We start from the raw sequence: 15,651 nt of genomic DNA, 5'->3' as shown, positions 1-15,651 counted from the left end.
GACCAGTTCCTTGGCGGCGCTGGTCCACATCGACGTTGCGCTTGACTCGTCCATATTATCCATAATAAATCGTACATATTGCCATCGAAAAAAGACGGCAGGTCTGGGAGGATCAGTGAAAATCACGGCCATCAAGGCGCGCGTCTGCAATGCGGAAATGCGCAACTGGGTCTTCGTTCGCGTCGAAACCGACGAGCCAGGCCTGTTTGGCTGGGGTGAGGCAACGCTGGAATGGAAGACCAGAGCCGTCGTTGGGGCGCTTCAGGACCTTGAGGCCCTGCTCATCGGGCAAGATCCGCGCAACGTGGAGCAGTGCTACCAGATACTTACGCGGCACGGCTTTTGGCGTCTCGGCGTCGAGGGAATGTCCGCCGTCAGCGGCATCGAGATCGCGCTCTGGGACATCCTGGGCAAGTCATTGGGCGTCCCCGTCTGGCGCCTTTTGGGCGGACAGGTCCGCGAGTATCTGCGCACCTATACGCATCTCGGCCTCGGGGACATGAAGGCGGTCTATGAGACCGGATCCGCGGACGCGATCGTGGAACGCGGACGCATCGTGACGCAGGCAGGCTACGACGCTGTCAAGGTCGTCTGCATTCCCTACACCCACTACCTATCGCCTGCGAAAGCCGTTGATTCTGTCGCCAACATGGTTGGCTCACTTCGCGAGGCCATAGGTCCGGACATCGACATCATGGTCGATTTCCATGGACGCCCTGCATCCGTTAACGCTGCGATGGATTACCTCAGAGCAATCGAGCCGGCCCGCATCATGTTCGCGGAAGAACCCGTGCCGCCCGAAGATGTTGCCGGACTGGCGCATATCACGGCGCGATCGGCCGTGCCGATTGCTTCCGGCGAGCGGCTGATCGGACGTCGCGAATTCACGCACTCGATCGCAGCCCGTGCCTTCAACATTGCCCAGCCTGATATCTGCCACACTGGCGGTCTGCTGGAGACAAAGAAGATCGCGGCCATGGCGGAAACGGCAGGCATCGGCCTTGCGCCGCACAACCCGCTCGGTCCGATCGCTGGCGTCGCTGCTCTTCACTTCGGCATATCGACGCCAAACGTCGTCATTCAGGAGGAGATGTCCGGTGCCGTCGCCTGGTACGACGAGGTCGTTACCTGGCCAATTCGGCGTAAACCAGGCCGCTGGGACCTGCCCGAACTGCCGGGCCTGGGCGTCACCGTCAATGAGGACGTGATCGCGCGTCACCCCTTTAAGCAGGAAGTGCTGCATGCCCGCAATGCCGTCATGCCGGACGGCACCGTGGTTGACTGGTGAATGCAATGGCAGGCCGGCTGCAAGGAAAGATCGCAATCGTCACGGGCGCCGGCCAAGGCATAGGTGCCGCCACCGCCCGGGCTTTTGCGATGCATGGGGCAAAGACCGTCATTGCCGAACTGAATGCGGCAAGCGGCAAAGCAATCGCCGACGAATTGCGTGCCCAGGGCGCGGACGCCCTGTTCATCGAGACGGACGTCACCGACGCATCCGCGGTCGCGGACATGGTCGCCCGCACGATCACGGCCTATGGCGGCGTCGACATTCTGGTCAACAATGCCGGTGCCAACGTCTTCTACGAACCACTGATGATGCCGGATGAGGAATGGGAGCGCTGCCTCAAGCTCGACCTCCAGGCCGCGTGGTTCTGCGCCAAGGCGGTTTTGCCGACGATGCTGGCGAAGGGCTCGGGGTCCATCGTCAACATAGCGAGCTGTCACGCCTTCCAGATCATTCCCCATACGTTTCCGTATCCGGTCGCCAAGCATGCACTTTTGGGCCTGACCCGTTCGCTGGCGATCGAATATGCCGCACGCGGTATCCGGGTGAACGCGATCGCCCCCGGCTATATCGAGACGCCAATCGCGGAAGCCTACTGGAACACATTCCCGAACCCCGCCGAGGAGAAGCGGCGAGCCTACGACCTCCATCCGCCCAAGCGAATTGGCCGGCCGGACGAGGTTGCAATGACGGCGGTTTTCCTCGCTTCGGACGAAGCGCCGTTCATAAATGCCGAGACGATCACCATCGATGGTGGGCGCTCGGTTCTCTACCACGACTAGCAACCACCATTGAGCTCAGGGAGGATCTTCATGAAAACCACAACAAAGGCTTTGGCGACATTTGCGGTACTGGCTGCCGGACTGATGAGTGGCGCAGCAAGCGCAGACGACATCAAGATCGGCTACATCAACAAGATGGGAGACCATCCATGGTTTGTCGCCGAAGTCGGCGGCGCCAAGAAAGCGGCTGAGGCGGCAGGGGCCGCGTTCGTGTCGCAGGACGTTCAGTTCGACGCCAATTTGACGATCACGACCTTCGATACGATGGTCGGCGATGGCGTGAAAGGCATCGCCATCGTTGTCCCCGACAAGGCGCTGGGACCGGTCATCGCGGAGAAAGCAAAGGCCGCAAAAATTCCCTTGGTGGCGGTGGACGACGATATCTACTACCAGGATGGCACCCAGGTCCCCTATGTCGGCATGAATGCTTACAATATCGGTGCCCGGGTGGGCGAAGAGCTTGCCAAGCTCTACAAGGCTGAAGGCTGGGCGGGCAAAGAGGTGCGCATCGCCTCGATCGAGGACCGCAAGGCCGATACCTGCATGCAGCGCAACAAGGGCGCGGAAGAAGCGTTCCTGAAGGCGGTGCCCGATTTCAAGCCGGGCAGCATCGTTCGCGTCCCCTACGACAATACGATGGTCAACGCCATCGATGTGATGACCACCACATTGACGGCCAATCCCAGCGTCACGAACTGGATATTCTATTCATGCAACGATGACGGCGTGCTGGGTGGTGCGCGAGCACTGGAGAATGCCGGCTATTCCGCAGACCAGGGCATGGGGATCGGCATCGACGGGAGCCGCGCCTGCGATGCCTTCGGATCCGGAAAGCCCTCGGCGTTCCGTGGTACGATGTGGCTCAATTCGGAAAATCATGGCGCGCTGGCGGTGAAGATTCTCTTGGCCTCCATCAAGGACGGAACGAAGCTTCCCGTTCAGTCCTTCACGGACCCGGAATACATCACCGCCGATAATTTTGCGTCGGACTACAAAGCCAAGCTCTGCCACTGAACCAGATATGCGTCATGCGCCGCAGTGCGCATGACGCTCTTTGGGCCGGCAGTTCGTCGGCGGGCACACGGGATCGATCCTCGGGAGTGAGCTTTTGATGCAATCGGATTTCTTCTCGCTCGACAGGATATCGAAGCGCTTCGGCGTCGTGCAGGCGCTCGACAATGTCTCGATTGCCTTTCGGCCAGGAGAGGTGCTTGCCCTGGTTGGCGAGAATGGCGCCGGCAAGTCGACAATGATGCGAATTCTCGAGGGCGTGTTCGCACCGGACACCGGCACCGTGCTGCATGGCTCCGCGCCGATCGTTTTCAGCGAACCGCGCGACAGCCACAGAGCCGGAATACGCGTCATCCATCAGGAGCCGGAGATCGTTCCGAACCTGACCGTGGCCGAGAACATTTTCGTCGGCGAACTGCCGCGGCTGGCAGGCGTCCTGCTCGACTGGCACAGGCTCGAGGACCAGACTGATAAGGTGCTTGCGACCTTCGGCATGCAGCAGGATATGCTGCCGCGTCAACTCTGCAGCACACTCGGTCCGGCACAGCGCCAGATGATCGAAATCATGCGCGCCATACGTGCCGGCGGCCGGCTGATCGCATTCGATGAGCCGACCTCGTCACTGACCGACGACGAAGCGCGCCGTCTGTTTTCAGTAATTCGCCGGCTGCGCGGCGAGGGCACTTCGATCGTCTACATCTCTCACAGGCTGAACGAGGTCATCGACCTTGCGGATCGCATTGTCGTCTTGCGGGACGGCCGGCTGGTCGATGATTCCCCCGCTGCCGGTGCCAGCGAGCAGACCATAGCCAAGCTCATGGTGGGCCGCGACATAGCCGATCTGTTTACGCGCGAGACGTGGCAATCGGGGCAACCGTTGCTGGAGGTGACGGGCCTGACCACCGACCACGTCACCGATGTGAGCCTCAAGGTCCGCCGTGGCGAGGTGCTCGGCATTGCCGGCCTTATGGGTGCGGGTCGATCCGAACTGGCAAAGGCGATTGTCGGCTATGATAGACGCGTCGACGGAACCATAACGATGAATGGTGTGCCCGTTGGCCCTAACAGCCCGCATGCAGCGATCGTGGCGGGCATCGGCTTTGCCCCGGAAGACCGCAAGCACGAGGCGCTGCTGTTGTTCCGAAGCATTCTTGATAACGCCTCGCTTTGCGTGCCCGACAGAACGTCGACCTTCGGCTTCTTCAACCGGCGCAAGGCACTGGAGATCGTCTCACCGCTTGCAGCAAAGATGTCGATCAAGGCGCCTAACCTAGACGAACAGGTTTCGAAATTATCGGGTGGCAACCAACAGAAGGTCGTTCTCGCGCGCTGGCTTGCCCGGCAGCCGATGCTTCTCATCCTCGACGAGCCGACCCGCGGCATCGACATCGGTGCCAAGGCGGAAATCTATCGCCTGATCGACGAACTCGCCGCCAGCGGCATCGGCATAATCCTGATTTCCTCGGAAATGCCGGAACTGATCGGGCTGGCCGACAGGGTGCTTGTTATGGCTGGAGGCCGGATCACGGCCGAACTTTCCCGCCCTGACATCGACGAGGCCACGATCCTGAGACATGCCATGCCTCAATCTGCAGCATCGCTTGGAGGACAAATTCAGTGAACAGCCTTGAGCTCAGGACAGCAACAACGCAAACCGGCAAAAGGCGCGCTTCCTTGCGCATCGCAGAGCGCATCGGCATTCACAACATAAGCCTTCTTGTTGCTCTCGCCATTCTCGTGCTCATTTTCGGCACCCTGAGAGGCGACGTGTTCTTCTCCAGCCGAAACCTGCTGAACATCGGTCTAGGCATTACCATCCTGGGCGTTCTGGCGATGAGCCAGACCGTGGTTATTGTCGCCGGAGGGCTCGATATTGCCGTCGGCGCAATTGTCGGTCTGACCACAGTATCGACGGCAATGGCCATCCAGGCCACCGGATCACCCGCCGCGGGTATTCTTGCCGGCCTGGTCCTGGGCGGTCTTGCCGGCCTCGTGAACGGCATCATCATCACCTATGGGCGGGTCAACGCTGTCATCGCGACTCTCGGTACGATGGCGATCTTCCGCGGCATCGCGTTCATCATGTCCGATGGACAATCGATCGCGATTTTCAGCGACACTTTCCGCTTCATCGGGATCGGACGAATCCTCGGCCTGCCTTTGCTGATCTGGATTCTCTTGCTGACCGCGATCGTGTTCCATCTCTTCCTTGCCCGCTCGATCGTTGGCCGCAACATCTATGCCTTGGGCGGCAATCCCGTTGTCGCACGCTTCTCCGGCATCAACATCAACCGCTACCGCGTCGGCATCTACATCATGAGTGGAGTGGCGGCCGGATTGGCCGGGATTCTGTTGGCTGCCCGTACCGGCTCCGGGCAGCCCGTATCCGGATCCCAAGGCCTGGAACTCGAGGCCATCACAGCGGCCGTGCTGGGTGGCTGCGCCTTGCAGGGCGGCAAGGGCACGATCGTCGGCGCACTGCTGGGCGTCGCCATCATTGGCGTCCTCAACAACGGAATGATACTGACGTCCGTGCCAACCTTCTATCAGTTGCTTGCCAAGGGCTCGCTGCTGATACTTGCTGTGGTAATTGCCGAGTACCACTTGAACAGGACATGACGATGGACGCGGCGATCGCTTCGACTGGCCAAGGCAAGCAGGACATTCCTGCCGCAGATGGCACCACGTCATCGCTCAAGGATCGCATCGCACGCGATCTCGGACAGCGCATCCTCGCCGGCTCCTACGCCCAGCACTCCGTCCTGCCGACGGAAGCCGAGCTTTGCGTTATCTACGGGGCGAGCCGCACCGCGCTTCGCGATGCTCTTCTGACGCTTTCGGCGAAAGGATTGATCGAGGCGCGCAAGCGGGCCGGGACGCGTGTGCGCGTGTCGAGCGAATGGAACAGGCTGGATGCACAGGTTCTGGAATGGATGCGCGATATCGAGCCCGATCTCGATTTCGTCCGCGGATTGATCGAGGCGCGGCTGGTCATTGAACCCGCTGCCGCCCAACTTGCGGCCAAGATGGCGACGTCAGGCGATCTCGCAGTCATCGAAGCGGCCTATGAAGCCATGCGCATTGCTCCGCAGGACGATCTCGCTGCGTGTCTCGATGCCGACGTCAGGTTTCATACCGCCATCCTTCGTGCCAGCCGCAACCCGGTGTTCGCCAATCTCGGCAATATGCTTGCGGCCGCCCTCAGCTTCTCCTTCCGCTTGACCACATCGGCCACCGCTAATTACCAGCAGACGCTGAGCGCGCATGGCGACGTGCTGGAGGCAATCAGGATGCGGAGGGCCGACGATGCACACGATCAGATGAAGGCGCTCATCGGGATCGCGTCGAACGACCTTCTTGCAGTGGCTCGCAAAGGCCGCCATCAACAGCCGATCGCCGCTGCCAAGGCCGATACCGTCTGAAGCGGATGGTCGGGACGATCAAGATCAGAAGCGGAGACCTGTCCGCTGAAATCGTCCCATCGCTTGGGGCAGGTCTTGCGAGACTGGACCATGGACGCGTGCCGCTCTTCAGGCCTTGGCCAAACGGCGGGAGCAGCAAACCGTTCGACCTTGCCTGCAACCTGCTTTTGCCATGGTCAAATCGCATCTCGGGCGGCGGGTTCACATTCGACTCCAAATTCCACGAACTGCCTGCCAATGTTGCAGGCGAGCCATTTCCCATTCATGGCAATGGATTTTCGAGCGAGTGGGACGTCGACAGCGTAACGCAGGACAACGCAAAGCTGTCGCTCATCAGCAACGGGCCCGGCCCATACCGATATCGCGCCGAGGTGAGCTACGCGCTGGCCGGACAGGGGCTCGAGCTGAAACTTCGCGTCGTCAATCGGGCCTCGATGAGATTGCCGTTCGGGCTTGGCATCCATCCATGGTTCCCGAGAACGGCACGAACCGCGCTTCATGCGCCGGCCTCGCAGGTTTGTCTCGAACTGCCCAACCACCTCCCTGAACGGTTTGTGGATGTCAAAACCCGTCCCGACTGGAATTTCGGCGCCCCAGCCGTATTGCCGAGTGGATGGATAAACAATCTGTTTGCCGGTTGGAACGGCGTCGCCACCATATCGTGGCCGGAGCACAGTTGCAGCCTGCGGATTGAAGCTTCATCGCCCTTGAATTTCTACCTGGTCTATTCGCCATCGGACGAGAGCGACTTCTTCTGTTTTGAACCGGTCAGTCATGCTGTCGATGCTCACAATCGTGGTTCGATCGACAAATGGAATGGACTGTCGGTGCTTGGGCCCGGCGAGAGCCTGGCAGCCCGTTGCAGCTTTGCCGTCAGTTAGGCGGATCTCTGCGGCGCCCTCGAATTGGCGGATGTCGGCCAGCATGTCCGGTGAGAACGAAGCCGGCTTTTCGTCCAAACGGAGCTTGGGAAGAGGGAACTCCGGCGACCGGGAACCGGGTGAGCCAATTCGACGTTTGCCGGATGTCGCTGCGCAGCTCGTCTGCTTGACGGCCCACCAAATGTGCCTGGCAGGATTGGATCAATGACGGATGTTGAACCAAAAGAATTCGTGCTCGCAGGCATCGTCATGAAGCGACTGGTCTCCGGCGAACAGACGGGAGGCTTGTTGAGTCTCTTCGAAAACAGAAGCGACGGGCACACGAAAACGCCAATCCATGTTCATGCGAATGACGACGAGACGGTCTACGTCATCGAAGGGCACTTGACCGCAATTGTGGACGGTGTGGTCCGAACGCTCTCGCCCGGCGAGAGCATGTTTTTGAAGCGGGGCATCCCGCACCAGCTTATGAATCCCGGCAATCAACTCGTTCGCTATATCCTGATAGACACGCCAAGTGTGTTCGAGCAGTTTCTCGCCGAAGGTGGCCATGAACCCAGCAAGGGAGAGGTGGTCGGGCCGCCGACGCCTGCCGATATCGAGCGGCTCAAAGTAGCCGCGCCGAAGTTTGGGATTACGCTTCTGCAGGACTGGCCGGCAAGAGAGTAGATGGCTTCGTGATGGCGGCTTGGATCGCCGCTAAAGCCGGCCCTTGCCCGAGGAACCGGTATTGGCTAGCCGCCGGCAATCCAATCCGAGAGGCTGCGGGCAAAACTTCGCGGCACGATGAGTTCGCACGCGGTCTCGCCGGTGCGCAGGAAGAGCACGGGCACGTGATGGAAGGATGTTTGCACGGCGCGGCCCGGAGCGGCGGTCGGCGCGTGCCAGTCGACGGCAATGCAGCCGGACAGAAGCCTTGCGATACCAGGGCCGGCCATTTTCAAACGAACACGACCTTCCCCGAGGGGCACGGAACAGCCGAGATCGGGGTCGACGACAAGGGCTGGCGCTTCTGTGCCTTCGTCGAGAGCCAGCCAAAGGCGGCGAGGTGCAACGCGGATGGTTAAAAGGCCCTTGTGGCGAACCGTCTCTCCGACCGAAGCGGGAAGTTTCGTGTTGAGCGACGCCGAGACGCTCTTTTCGAATTGTCTCAGTGTCGCGTCCCAGCCCTCGATCTGGATAAGCGGACAATCCGCCACGCACAGGCTGAAATCCCGAGAAGAGGTCAAGCTAGCCATGCAGCCGTTCTCCCTGCGGATCGATGAATACCGGCGAGACAACGCGGGCGCGAACCGTTTCGGCCTTCATCGGATAGATCGCCACGAGCTCGCTTCCTTCTGCCGCGACGTCGCCGGCAAGCAGGGCCAGCCCGACATAATGGCCGCGTTCGGGGCTGAAGGTGACGGAGGTGACGCGACCGCGCCCATGGCCATGGGGTTTCTCATCCGGCAGGAACAGGATGGCGCCGCCGCGCAGGCGTTTTCCCTCTTCGATGCATTCCAGCCCGACCAGACGCTGCCGGTTGGGCGCCCGGAGGGCAGGGCGCCGTCGCAGGACGTCGCCGACGAAGCCGCTGCGCTTGCCGGCCATGCGGCCGAGGCCGAGATCGTCGAGCGTCGTGCGCCCATCGATCTCCGGTCCGGCGACATGGCCCTTTTCGACGCGCAGCGCGCCAAGCGCCTCGACACCGTAAGGCTTCAGGTCGAAGGGTCTGCCGGCTTCGAGCAAGCGGCTCCAGAGCTGTTCACCGGCAGTGGCGCCGACATAGACTTCGTAAGCGCGCTCGCCGGAATAACTGAGACGCAGGATGCGGAGCGCACGGCCCTCCCATTCGCTTTCGAGTAGTCCCATATGCGAAAGCGCCTCCTCGGAAACGTCGAGAGCGGGAAACGCTGCATTCAGGATCGCGCGGCTGTTAGGCCCAGCAACCGACATCGCCGCCCATTCATCGCTGACCGAGGTAACGGCCACGCGCAAATCCGGCCAGGCCGTGTCGAGCAGGAATTCGAGACGCGACAGCACATCGGCGGCCTTGGCGGTCGAGGTGGTCATGAAGAACCGGTTTTCCGCCAGCCGCGTCGTGGTGCCGTCGTCGAAGACGATACCGTCGTCGCGCAGCATGACGCCGTAGCGGGCGCGGCCTATCGCCAGTTTGGCAAAGCCGTTGGCATAGACGCGGTCGAGGAAGATTGCCGCATCCGGGCCCTGGACATCGATCTTGCCGAGCGTGGAGATGTCCATCAGGCCCGCCGCCTGACGTACGGTCCGCATTTCGGCGACGTAGGCCTCGTTCACGTTACGCCCCGACTGCCGGTAGAAATAGGGCCGCATCCAGAGCCCGACCTCGAGCATCTTGGCGCCGTTCGCCATGTGCCAATCGTGCATCGGCGTGCGGCGGATCGGCTTGAAATGATGGCCGATTGCGCGCCCGGCAAGCGCGCCGATCGCCACGGGCGTATAGGGCGGCCGAAAGGTCGTGGCGCCGGTCTCGGGGATTGTTGCCTTGCGCAGGGCGGCCATCGCGGCAAGTGCGGCAAAATTGCTGGTCTTGCCCTGGTCGGTGCCCATGCCGAGCGTGGTGTAGCGCTTCAGGTGCTCGACCGATTCATAGCCCTCACGATGGGCGAGCTCGATATCCCCGGTCGTCACGTCCATCTGGAAATCGACGAAGGCCTTTCCACGTCCAACGGAAGGGATCTCGCGAAGTGAACTCGTGGCGGTCTCGTCCAGATCGAGTTTCGACGGAGCGGGCACCGGCGCCGACTTGCCGCAGGAGGCTGCGGCCTCGCTACCGGCGCGATGACCGTCGTCGATGGCATCGGCCGTCGCATAGGTTCCCATCATCGCGCCGGCGCCGAACCGGCCGGCCGGAAACGAACCCGGCACGAAGCCGTCGATGTCGTCGCGGTAGGTGGGCTTGCTCCCCAGGTGCGAGGTGAGATGCACAGTTGGCGACCAGCCGCCGGACACGCAGACCAGGTCACAGGCGGCCGAGGACTGGCCCTCCGGCCCGTTGAGCGTTACTTGCCTGACGGCATGGCCGCCGTGCAGGTCGACGATGCGCGTTGCGGCCCGCACCACCACGCCGAGCCGTGCGGCTTCCGCGGCAAGTGCTGCGGGCGGGACGGCGCGCAGATCGGCAACCGTCACCTCCGCGCCGGCTGCGGCATAGTCGAAGGCGGTGCGCCAGGCACCGTCATTGGTGGTGGCGACAATGATTTTCTTGCCCGGCAGGACGGCGAAACGGTTGAGATAGGTCCGGGCGGCCGAGGCAAGCATCACGCCGGGCCGGTCATTATTCGAGAACACGATCGGCCGCTCGATGGCGCCGGTGGCGAAAACAATCGAGCGGGCGCGCAGCATAGTGACCGTTTGGCGGGCCTCGCCATTCGGCTTCGGATCGGTTGGATCGCGCTGTTTGACCAGTCCAAGGACATTGCCGTCATAGCTGCCGAAAGCGGTCGTCCGCTTCATCAGCGCGACGGTTTCGAAGCCCTCCAACTCGGCCTCGGCCTGCCTCAACCATCCAGCCGCTGCGCTGTCGGACGGTTCCGCCAGAAGCTGGCCGCCAAGCAGGAAATCCTGCTCGATCAGCGCAACCCGCGCCCCGACCGCGGCCGCTGCCCGCGCCGCCGACAATCCCGCCGGGCCGCCGCCGACAATGGCGACATCGGCGAAGGCATGACGAACCTCATAGCGGTCGGGATCCGGGCCGGTGCCGGCTCTACCCAGGCCGGCCGCCTTGCGGATGAAATGTTCGTAGAACATCCAGGCGCGGCGCGTCGGGCCCATGAAGGTCTTGTAGTAGAAGCCGGCGGACAGAAGCGGTGCCAACAGCCCGTTGACGCTTTGCACGTCGAAGGCAAGCGATGGCCAGCGGTTCTGACTCTCCACGACCATGCCGTCGGCGAGTTCCAGTGTCGCCGCCGGCAGGTTCGGCTCGCGCCTGCCGGCGCTCCCGAGCGTAACCAGCGCATTTGGCTCCTCGGGTCCGGCTGAAAAGATGCCGCGTGGACGATGATATTTGAAGCTGCGACCGACCAGGGTAACGCCGTTGGCGAGCAGCGCCGAGGCAAGCGTGTCGCCGCGATACCCAATCAGCTTGCGGCCGTCGAAGGTGAAATTGACCGGCACCTCGCGACGGATACGGCCACCCACTGGCAGGCGTTTGCGGTTCGAACTCATGCCCGTTGTTTCCTGACAGTCGATTTCCTGGCGAAGTCGACGGATGCGATCGCGTGGTTGCGTGTGTCGCGTTCGACCACCATCCATTGGCGGCAGCCGGTCACGTGCTGCCAGAATTCGCGGTGCTGGCCGGCCGGGTTTGTCCTGATATAGACGTAACGATACCAGGCCTCTGGATCGGGATCGTCATGGGCCGGACGCGTGACCGAGGCATCGCCGCCGTAGCGGAACTCGTCATGATCGCGCGGGCCGCAGCAGGGGCATTCGATGCGCAGCATTTTGTCCCGCCTCCTATTGCAGCCAGGCGGAGGGGCCGGCGCCGGCCTCGTCGAGCGTGTGGCCGGTGCGGAAACGATCGAGCCCGTAGGCCGCGACCAAGGGATGCGGCTTGCCGGTGGCGATCGTGTGGGCGAAGCACCAGCCGGAAGCCGGCGTCGCCTTGAAGCCCCCATAGCACCAGCCGCCGTTGAGATAGAGGCCGTCGATCGGCGTCGGGCAGATGATCGGGCTGGCATCGGGCGTCATGTCCATGACGCCGCCCCAATGGCGCAGCAGGCGGACGCGCGAAATGCACGGCATCAATGCAATCGCCGCCTCCGCCACCTCGCGCACGACGCCGAGATTGCCGCGCTGGGCGTATGAATTGTAGCCGTCGAGATTGCCGCCGAAGACCAACCCGCCCTTGTCGGACTGGCTGACGTAGAAATGGTCGGCGCCGTAAGCGACGACGTGATCTACCAGCGGCTTCAGCGGTTCGGTGACAAAGGCTTGCAGGACGTGGCTTTCGATCGGCAGTTCAAGGCCGGCCTTGACACCGAGCACGGATGTATGACCGGCAACAGCGAGGCCGACCTTGCCGGCGCCGATCCGGCCTTTCGTCGTTTCGACGCCGACGATACTGTCGCGGTCGCGGAGGAAGCCGGTCACTTCGCAGTTCTGGATGATGTCGACGGCATGGCCGTCGGCGGCGCGCGCATAGCCCCAGGCGACGGCGTCGTGGCGCGCCGTGCCCGCCCGGCCCTGGAAGATAGCGCCATGGATCGGGAAGCGGGCGGTGTCGGAAAAGTCGAGATAAGGCACCAGCCGGCGCACGTCTTCTCGGTCGAGGATATCGGCATCGATGCCGTTCAGCCGCATGACATTGGCGCGGTGGCTGAAGCCGTCGAGCTGATCGGCCGAATGCGCTGTGACGAGCTGGCCGCGCTGCGAGAACATGACGTTGAAATTCAGCGCCCGCGACATGCCCTCCCAAAGCTTCATCGAGAATTCGTAGAACTGGGTGTTGCCGTCGAGCAGGTAGTTGGAGCGGATGACGGTAGTGTTGCGGCCGACATTGCCGCCGCCGACATAGCCCTTTTCGAGCACCGCGACGTTGCGGATGCCGTGGTTCTCGGCAAGGTAGAAGGCGGTGGCGAGGCCGTGTCCACCGCCGCCGATGACGATCACGTCATAGGACGGTTTTGGCTCCGCCGCACGCCAGGCGCGCTGCCAATTCTTCTGGCCGGACAGCGCGTTGCGTAAGATCGAAAATGCCGAGTAGCGCGCCATGTGTGCAGGCCTATCGAACGATCGGGCCGGCCGGCGTGCGGGTAAGCACTTCGGCGCCCGCATCGGTCAACAGCACCGTGTTGGAAACGAAGTCATCGCCGCGACCGGTGCCCATCAGCCATGACAGGATGTGGAAGCTCATCCCGGTCTCGATCTCGAGGTCGGAATCGTGCTTTAAGCCGGTCACCGAATTTCCGCCGGTCCATGATGGCGGCTGGCCGGCGCCGACAAGATAACCGCAGTGATGGCGGCGATAGTGGGAAAGACCGGCCGCGTCGGCGACAGCCTGCCAGGCGGCGTAGACATCGCGCGCCTTGGCGCCCGGCCGCAGCGCCTCGACGACAGCGTTGAACGCCTTGGCGGTCACTTCCGCCATTGCGGCGTCTTCGTCGCTGATGTGGCCGATGCGAACGAGCCGGCCGAGCGGGGCGTGGTAGCGTGAGATGCACCCGGACAATTCGACAAAGACCGGCTCGCCCTTGCGGTAGATCCCGTCGCCCCAGGTCGTGTGTTCTTCACCCAGGCGCGCGGCCGGGCGGATGAACGGTCCGAAGCCCGGCGCATGACCGCCGGCGCGGATCATTGCCGCAACACATTGGGCGGCGACCTCCTGTTCGGAAGCGCCATCCGAGATCGCGGCGATCGCGGCACCGGCACCGGCGTCCGTCACCTTTGCGGCCCGCCGCATCAGCACTTGTTCGTCGGCGCTCTTCACCCGCCGCATCTTGTCGATCAGACCGGAGACATCGCTCCACTTGGCATCGGCTTGCATCTGGAGTGCCACGGCAAGTCCATGGCTAAGGCCGGCCGTCCAGTATTCGAGACCGATCCGCTTGCCGGACAGGCCGAGCTCCGCAAGCACCCGCGCGGCAAGGTCGGCCGCCGTTTCGCTGTCGGAGTGACCACGGAATTCCGCTGCCTTTACCTGCTTCTCGATCGTCACCATTTCCATCGAGCGGGTGACCAGGACAGGTTTTCCCTGGAGCGGGACGATCAGCAGGTGAGGGGCAAAATACCCCCAGTGATCGAGCCCGGTGAGATAGAAGACGTTCTCCGGCGAGGCGAAGACCGCCCCGTCGAGCTCGCGCTCGGCTAGAGCAGTGCGGACCTTGGCAAGGCGGCCAGCGATTTCGGCTTCGGAAAACGGATTGCGGTCCATCGGGCGTCCTCGTGCTTGTTGCCGGCTTGCTGGCGGGCATGGTCTTTTCGGCAGCCGGTTTCCCGGCCGCCATGTCAGTCGATGACGACGAGTTCGCGCGCCACGTCGCAGAGGCGTTCGCCGCCGCGATCCGTGACGACGAAGGATTCCGAGATGGCGATGCCGAAATCGTCGAGCCAAACGCCGGCCATGAAATGGAAGCACATCCCGGGCTGCATCTCGGTGGTGTCGCCGGGACGAAGGCTTGCGGTGCGTTCACCCCAATCGGGCGGATAGGCGAGCCCGACCGGATAGCCGACGCGGCTTTCCTTCTTCAGCCCGTTCCTCTGCAGCACTGCCTGCCAGGCGGCTTCCACCTCCTCGGCGGTGTTGCCGGGGCGCGCCTTCTCGAGGCCAGCGTCGACGCCCTCGACGATCGCCTTGGCCATGTCGAGGATGGCTTGCGGCGGCTGGCCAAAATGCACCGTCCGGGTCAGGGCCGCATGATAGCGGCGCCGCACGCCGGCGATCTCCAGAATGGCGAGGCCGCTGTCCGGCAGCGGCGCGTCGGACCACGTCAGATGCGGCGTGCTGGTGCCCTCGCCAACGGGCATCAGCGGACAGATCGCGGCATAGTCGCCGCCCGCTCCGGGCACGCCCATGATCTGCGCGTGATAGATTTCGGCAATGACATGGTTCTGAGGCACACCGGGCCGCATTTTCTCGATGGCGCGGTTCATGGCATGCGTGCAGATCGCACCCGCCTCGCGGATCAGCACCATCTCGGCTTCGGATTTGACCAGCCGCGCCCAGTTAACGAGATCGTGGTTGTTGGCGAAGTGCGCGTCGGGCAGCCCTTGGACCAGATGGGCGTGGCAGCGCGCCGTATAATAATGCGCGTCCATCTCGACGCCGATGCGGGCCTTTCCCCAACCACGCGACCGGATCAGTTGGGCGAGTTCGTCATAAGGGTGTTCGACGGGCTGCTGCACCAGCCGTTCCGAGAACGGCACGATGTTTTTCTCCGGGAGGCCGGTGGTTAGGCGTGCGCTCTTGGCATCCTGCGCCCTGCCGAACCAGATCGGCCGGTCTTCCTCCAGATGGACGAGCACGCACTGCGGAACGTAGAACGACCATCCATCATAGCCGGTCAGCCAGCACATGTTGGCGGGATCCTGACAAACGATGAGATCGAAGCCGGCTTTTTGCATGCGTGTCTTCACGCCGGCGAGGCGCTGCCCATACTCCGCTTGCGTGAATGTCCCGAAGCCGTTCGCGGTCGCCACCGAAATCCTGCCTTCCAGGTACGCCGTTTGCCTTTTGTAAATGGCAACTAGGCCAAATTGTGCACAACTCGACGTCAATTTGCTGGCTAACTGCGAATTATCGCCGAATT

General features: G+C 62.6%; 14 protein-coding genes. 8 read left to right on the top strand and 6 right to left on the bottom strand.

Going from position 1 to position 15,651, the window contains the following annotated elements:
• Positions 1 to 10: 10 nt before the first annotated feature.
• The 8 genes from dgoD (at position 11) to NKI67_RS03040 (ending at position 8,053) form a co-directional block, all read left to right on the top strand.
• Entirely contained in the window at positions 11 to 1,288 is a 1,278-nt protein-coding gene (dgoD, locus tag NKI67_RS03075) for a galactonate dehydratase (RefSeq protein ID WP_245274601.1), read from the top strand.
• A gap of 5 nt (positions 1,289 to 1,293) precedes the next feature.
• Positions 1,294 to 2,070 carry an SDR family oxidoreductase gene (locus NKI67_RS03070; RefSeq protein ID WP_031211099.1) on the top strand — a complete coding sequence of 259 codons (777 nt, stop codon included), beginning with the start codon at positions 1,294 to 1,296 and terminating at the stop codon, positions 2,068 to 2,070.
• Between the two features lie 30 nt (positions 2,071 to 2,100).
• Entirely contained in the window at positions 2,101 to 3,084 is a 984-nt protein-coding gene (locus NKI67_RS03065; RefSeq protein ID WP_023674245.1) for a substrate-binding domain-containing protein, read from the top strand.
• A gap of 97 nt (positions 3,085 to 3,181) precedes the next feature.
• Positions 3,182 to 4,702: a sugar ABC transporter ATP-binding protein gene (locus tag NKI67_RS03060; RefSeq protein ID WP_023674246.1), complete on the top strand. Its 1,521-nt coding sequence runs from the start codon at positions 3,182 to 3,184 to the stop codon at positions 4,700 to 4,702.
• A gap of 53 nt (positions 4,703 to 4,755) precedes the next feature.
• Entirely contained in the window at positions 4,756 to 5,700 is a 945-nt protein-coding gene (locus tag NKI67_RS03055; protein ID WP_352592539.1) for an ABC transporter permease, read from the top strand.
• A gap of 2 nt (positions 5,701 to 5,702) precedes the next feature.
• On the top strand, positions 5,703 to 6,503 hold the full coding sequence (locus NKI67_RS03050; protein ID WP_245274602.1) for a FadR/GntR family transcriptional regulator: 801 nt from the start codon (positions 5,703 to 5,705) through the stop codon (positions 6,501 to 6,503).
• Positions 6,504 to 6,508: 5 nt separating this feature from the next.
• A complete protein-coding gene (locus NKI67_RS03045; protein ID WP_023674249.1) occupies positions 6,509 to 7,384 on the top strand; it encodes an aldose 1-epimerase in 876 nt (291 codons plus the stop codon).
• Between the two features lie 204 nt (positions 7,385 to 7,588).
• The gene (locus tag NKI67_RS03040; protein ID WP_023674250.1) at positions 7,589 to 8,053 is read left to right on the top strand and encodes a cupin domain-containing protein; all 465 of its coding nucleotides are present in this window, start codon (positions 7,589 to 7,591) and stop codon (positions 8,051 to 8,053) included.
• Between the two features lie 65 nt (positions 8,054 to 8,118).
• On the opposite strand, the gene NKI67_RS03035 is transcribed toward NKI67_RS03040, so the two are convergent.
• The 6 genes from NKI67_RS03035 to NKI67_RS03010 form a co-directional block, all read right to left on the bottom strand.
• A complete protein-coding gene (locus NKI67_RS03035) occupies positions 8,119 to 8,622 on the bottom strand; it encodes a sarcosine oxidase subunit gamma family protein (RefSeq protein WP_031211100.1) in 504 nt (167 codons plus the stop codon).
• Positions 8,615 to 11,569 (bottom strand): sarcosine oxidase subunit alpha family protein, encoded by a 2,955-nt coding sequence (locus NKI67_RS03030; RefSeq protein ID WP_023674252.1) that lies wholly within the window; start codon positions 11,567 to 11,569, stop codon positions 8,615 to 8,617. The genes NKI67_RS03035 and NKI67_RS03030 overlap by 8 nt, the downstream gene beginning before the upstream one ends.
• Positions 11,566 to 11,847 (bottom strand): sarcosine oxidase subunit delta, encoded by a 282-nt coding sequence (locus tag NKI67_RS03025; RefSeq protein WP_023674253.1) that lies wholly within the window; start codon positions 11,845 to 11,847, stop codon positions 11,566 to 11,568. Before NKI67_RS03025 ends, NKI67_RS03030 begins: the two co-directional genes overlap by 4 nt.
• A gap of 13 nt (positions 11,848 to 11,860) precedes the next feature.
• Positions 11,861 to 13,117 carry a sarcosine oxidase subunit beta family protein gene (locus NKI67_RS03020; protein WP_023674254.1) on the bottom strand — a complete coding sequence of 419 codons (1,257 nt, stop codon included), beginning with the start codon at positions 13,115 to 13,117 and terminating at the stop codon, positions 11,861 to 11,863.
• 10 nt (positions 13,118 to 13,127) lie between these two features.
• Positions 13,128 to 14,276: a M24 family metallopeptidase gene (locus NKI67_RS03015; RefSeq protein ID WP_023674255.1), complete on the bottom strand. Its 1,149-nt coding sequence runs from the start codon at positions 14,274 to 14,276 to the stop codon at positions 13,128 to 13,130.
• 74 nt (positions 14,277 to 14,350) lie between these two features.
• The gene (locus tag NKI67_RS03010) at positions 14,351 to 15,541 is read right to left on the bottom strand and encodes a M24 family metallopeptidase (protein WP_023674256.1); all 1,191 of its coding nucleotides are present in this window, start codon (positions 15,539 to 15,541) and stop codon (positions 14,351 to 14,353) included.
• Between the last annotated feature and the right edge of the window lie 110 nt (positions 15,542 to 15,651).

Source organism: Mesorhizobium sp. M0408 (assembly GCF_040321495.1).
In the GTDB taxonomy this organism is placed as follows: Bacteria; Pseudomonadota; Alphaproteobacteria; order Rhizobiales; family Rhizobiaceae; genus Mesorhizobium.
Note: the sequence above shows the minus strand (reverse complement) of the source record. Positions and strands in the feature narration are given on the sequence as shown.

What these genes read in the sequence shown, in the direction of transcription:
- NKI67_RS03050 (WP_245274602.1), top strand. Translation starts at nt 5,703, where the DNA reads ATGGACGCGGCGATCGCTTCGACTGGCCAAGGCAAGCAGGACATTCCT.
- NKI67_RS03045 (WP_023674249.1), top strand. Translation starts at nt 6,509, where the DNA reads ATGGTCGGGACGATCAAGATCAGAAGCGGAGACCTGTCCGCTGAAATC.
- NKI67_RS03060 (WP_023674246.1), top strand. Translation starts at nt 3,182, where the DNA reads ATGCAATCGGATTTCTTCTCGCTCGACAGGATATCGAAGCGCTTCGGC.
- NKI67_RS03040 (WP_023674250.1), top strand. Translation starts at nt 7,589, where the DNA reads ATGACGGATGTTGAACCAAAAGAATTCGTGCTCGCAGGCATCGTCATG.
- NKI67_RS03025 (WP_023674253.1), bottom strand. Translation starts at nt 11,847, where the DNA reads ATGCTGCGCATCGAATGCCCCTGCTGCGGCCCGCGCGATCATGACGAG.
- NKI67_RS03030 (WP_023674252.1), bottom strand. Translation starts at nt 11,569, where the DNA reads ATGAGTTCGAACCGCAAACGCCTGCCAGTGGGTGGCCGTATCCGTCGC.
- NKI67_RS03035 (WP_031211100.1), bottom strand. Translation starts at nt 8,622, where the DNA reads ATGGCTAGCTTGACCTCTTCTCGGGATTTCAGCCTGTGCGTGGCGGAT.
- NKI67_RS03020 (WP_023674254.1), bottom strand. Translation starts at nt 13,117, where the DNA reads ATGGCGCGCTACTCGGCATTTTCGATCTTACGCAACGCGCTGTCCGGC.
- NKI67_RS03015 (WP_023674255.1), bottom strand. Translation starts at nt 14,276, where the DNA reads ATGGACCGCAATCCGTTTTCCGAAGCCGAAATCGCTGGCCGCCTTGCC.
- NKI67_RS03065 (WP_023674245.1), top strand. Translation starts at nt 2,101, where the DNA reads ATGAAAACCACAACAAAGGCTTTGGCGACATTTGCGGTACTGGCTGCC.
- NKI67_RS03070 (WP_031211099.1), top strand. Translation starts at nt 1,294, where the DNA reads ATGGCAGGCCGGCTGCAAGGAAAGATCGCAATCGTCACGGGCGCCGGC.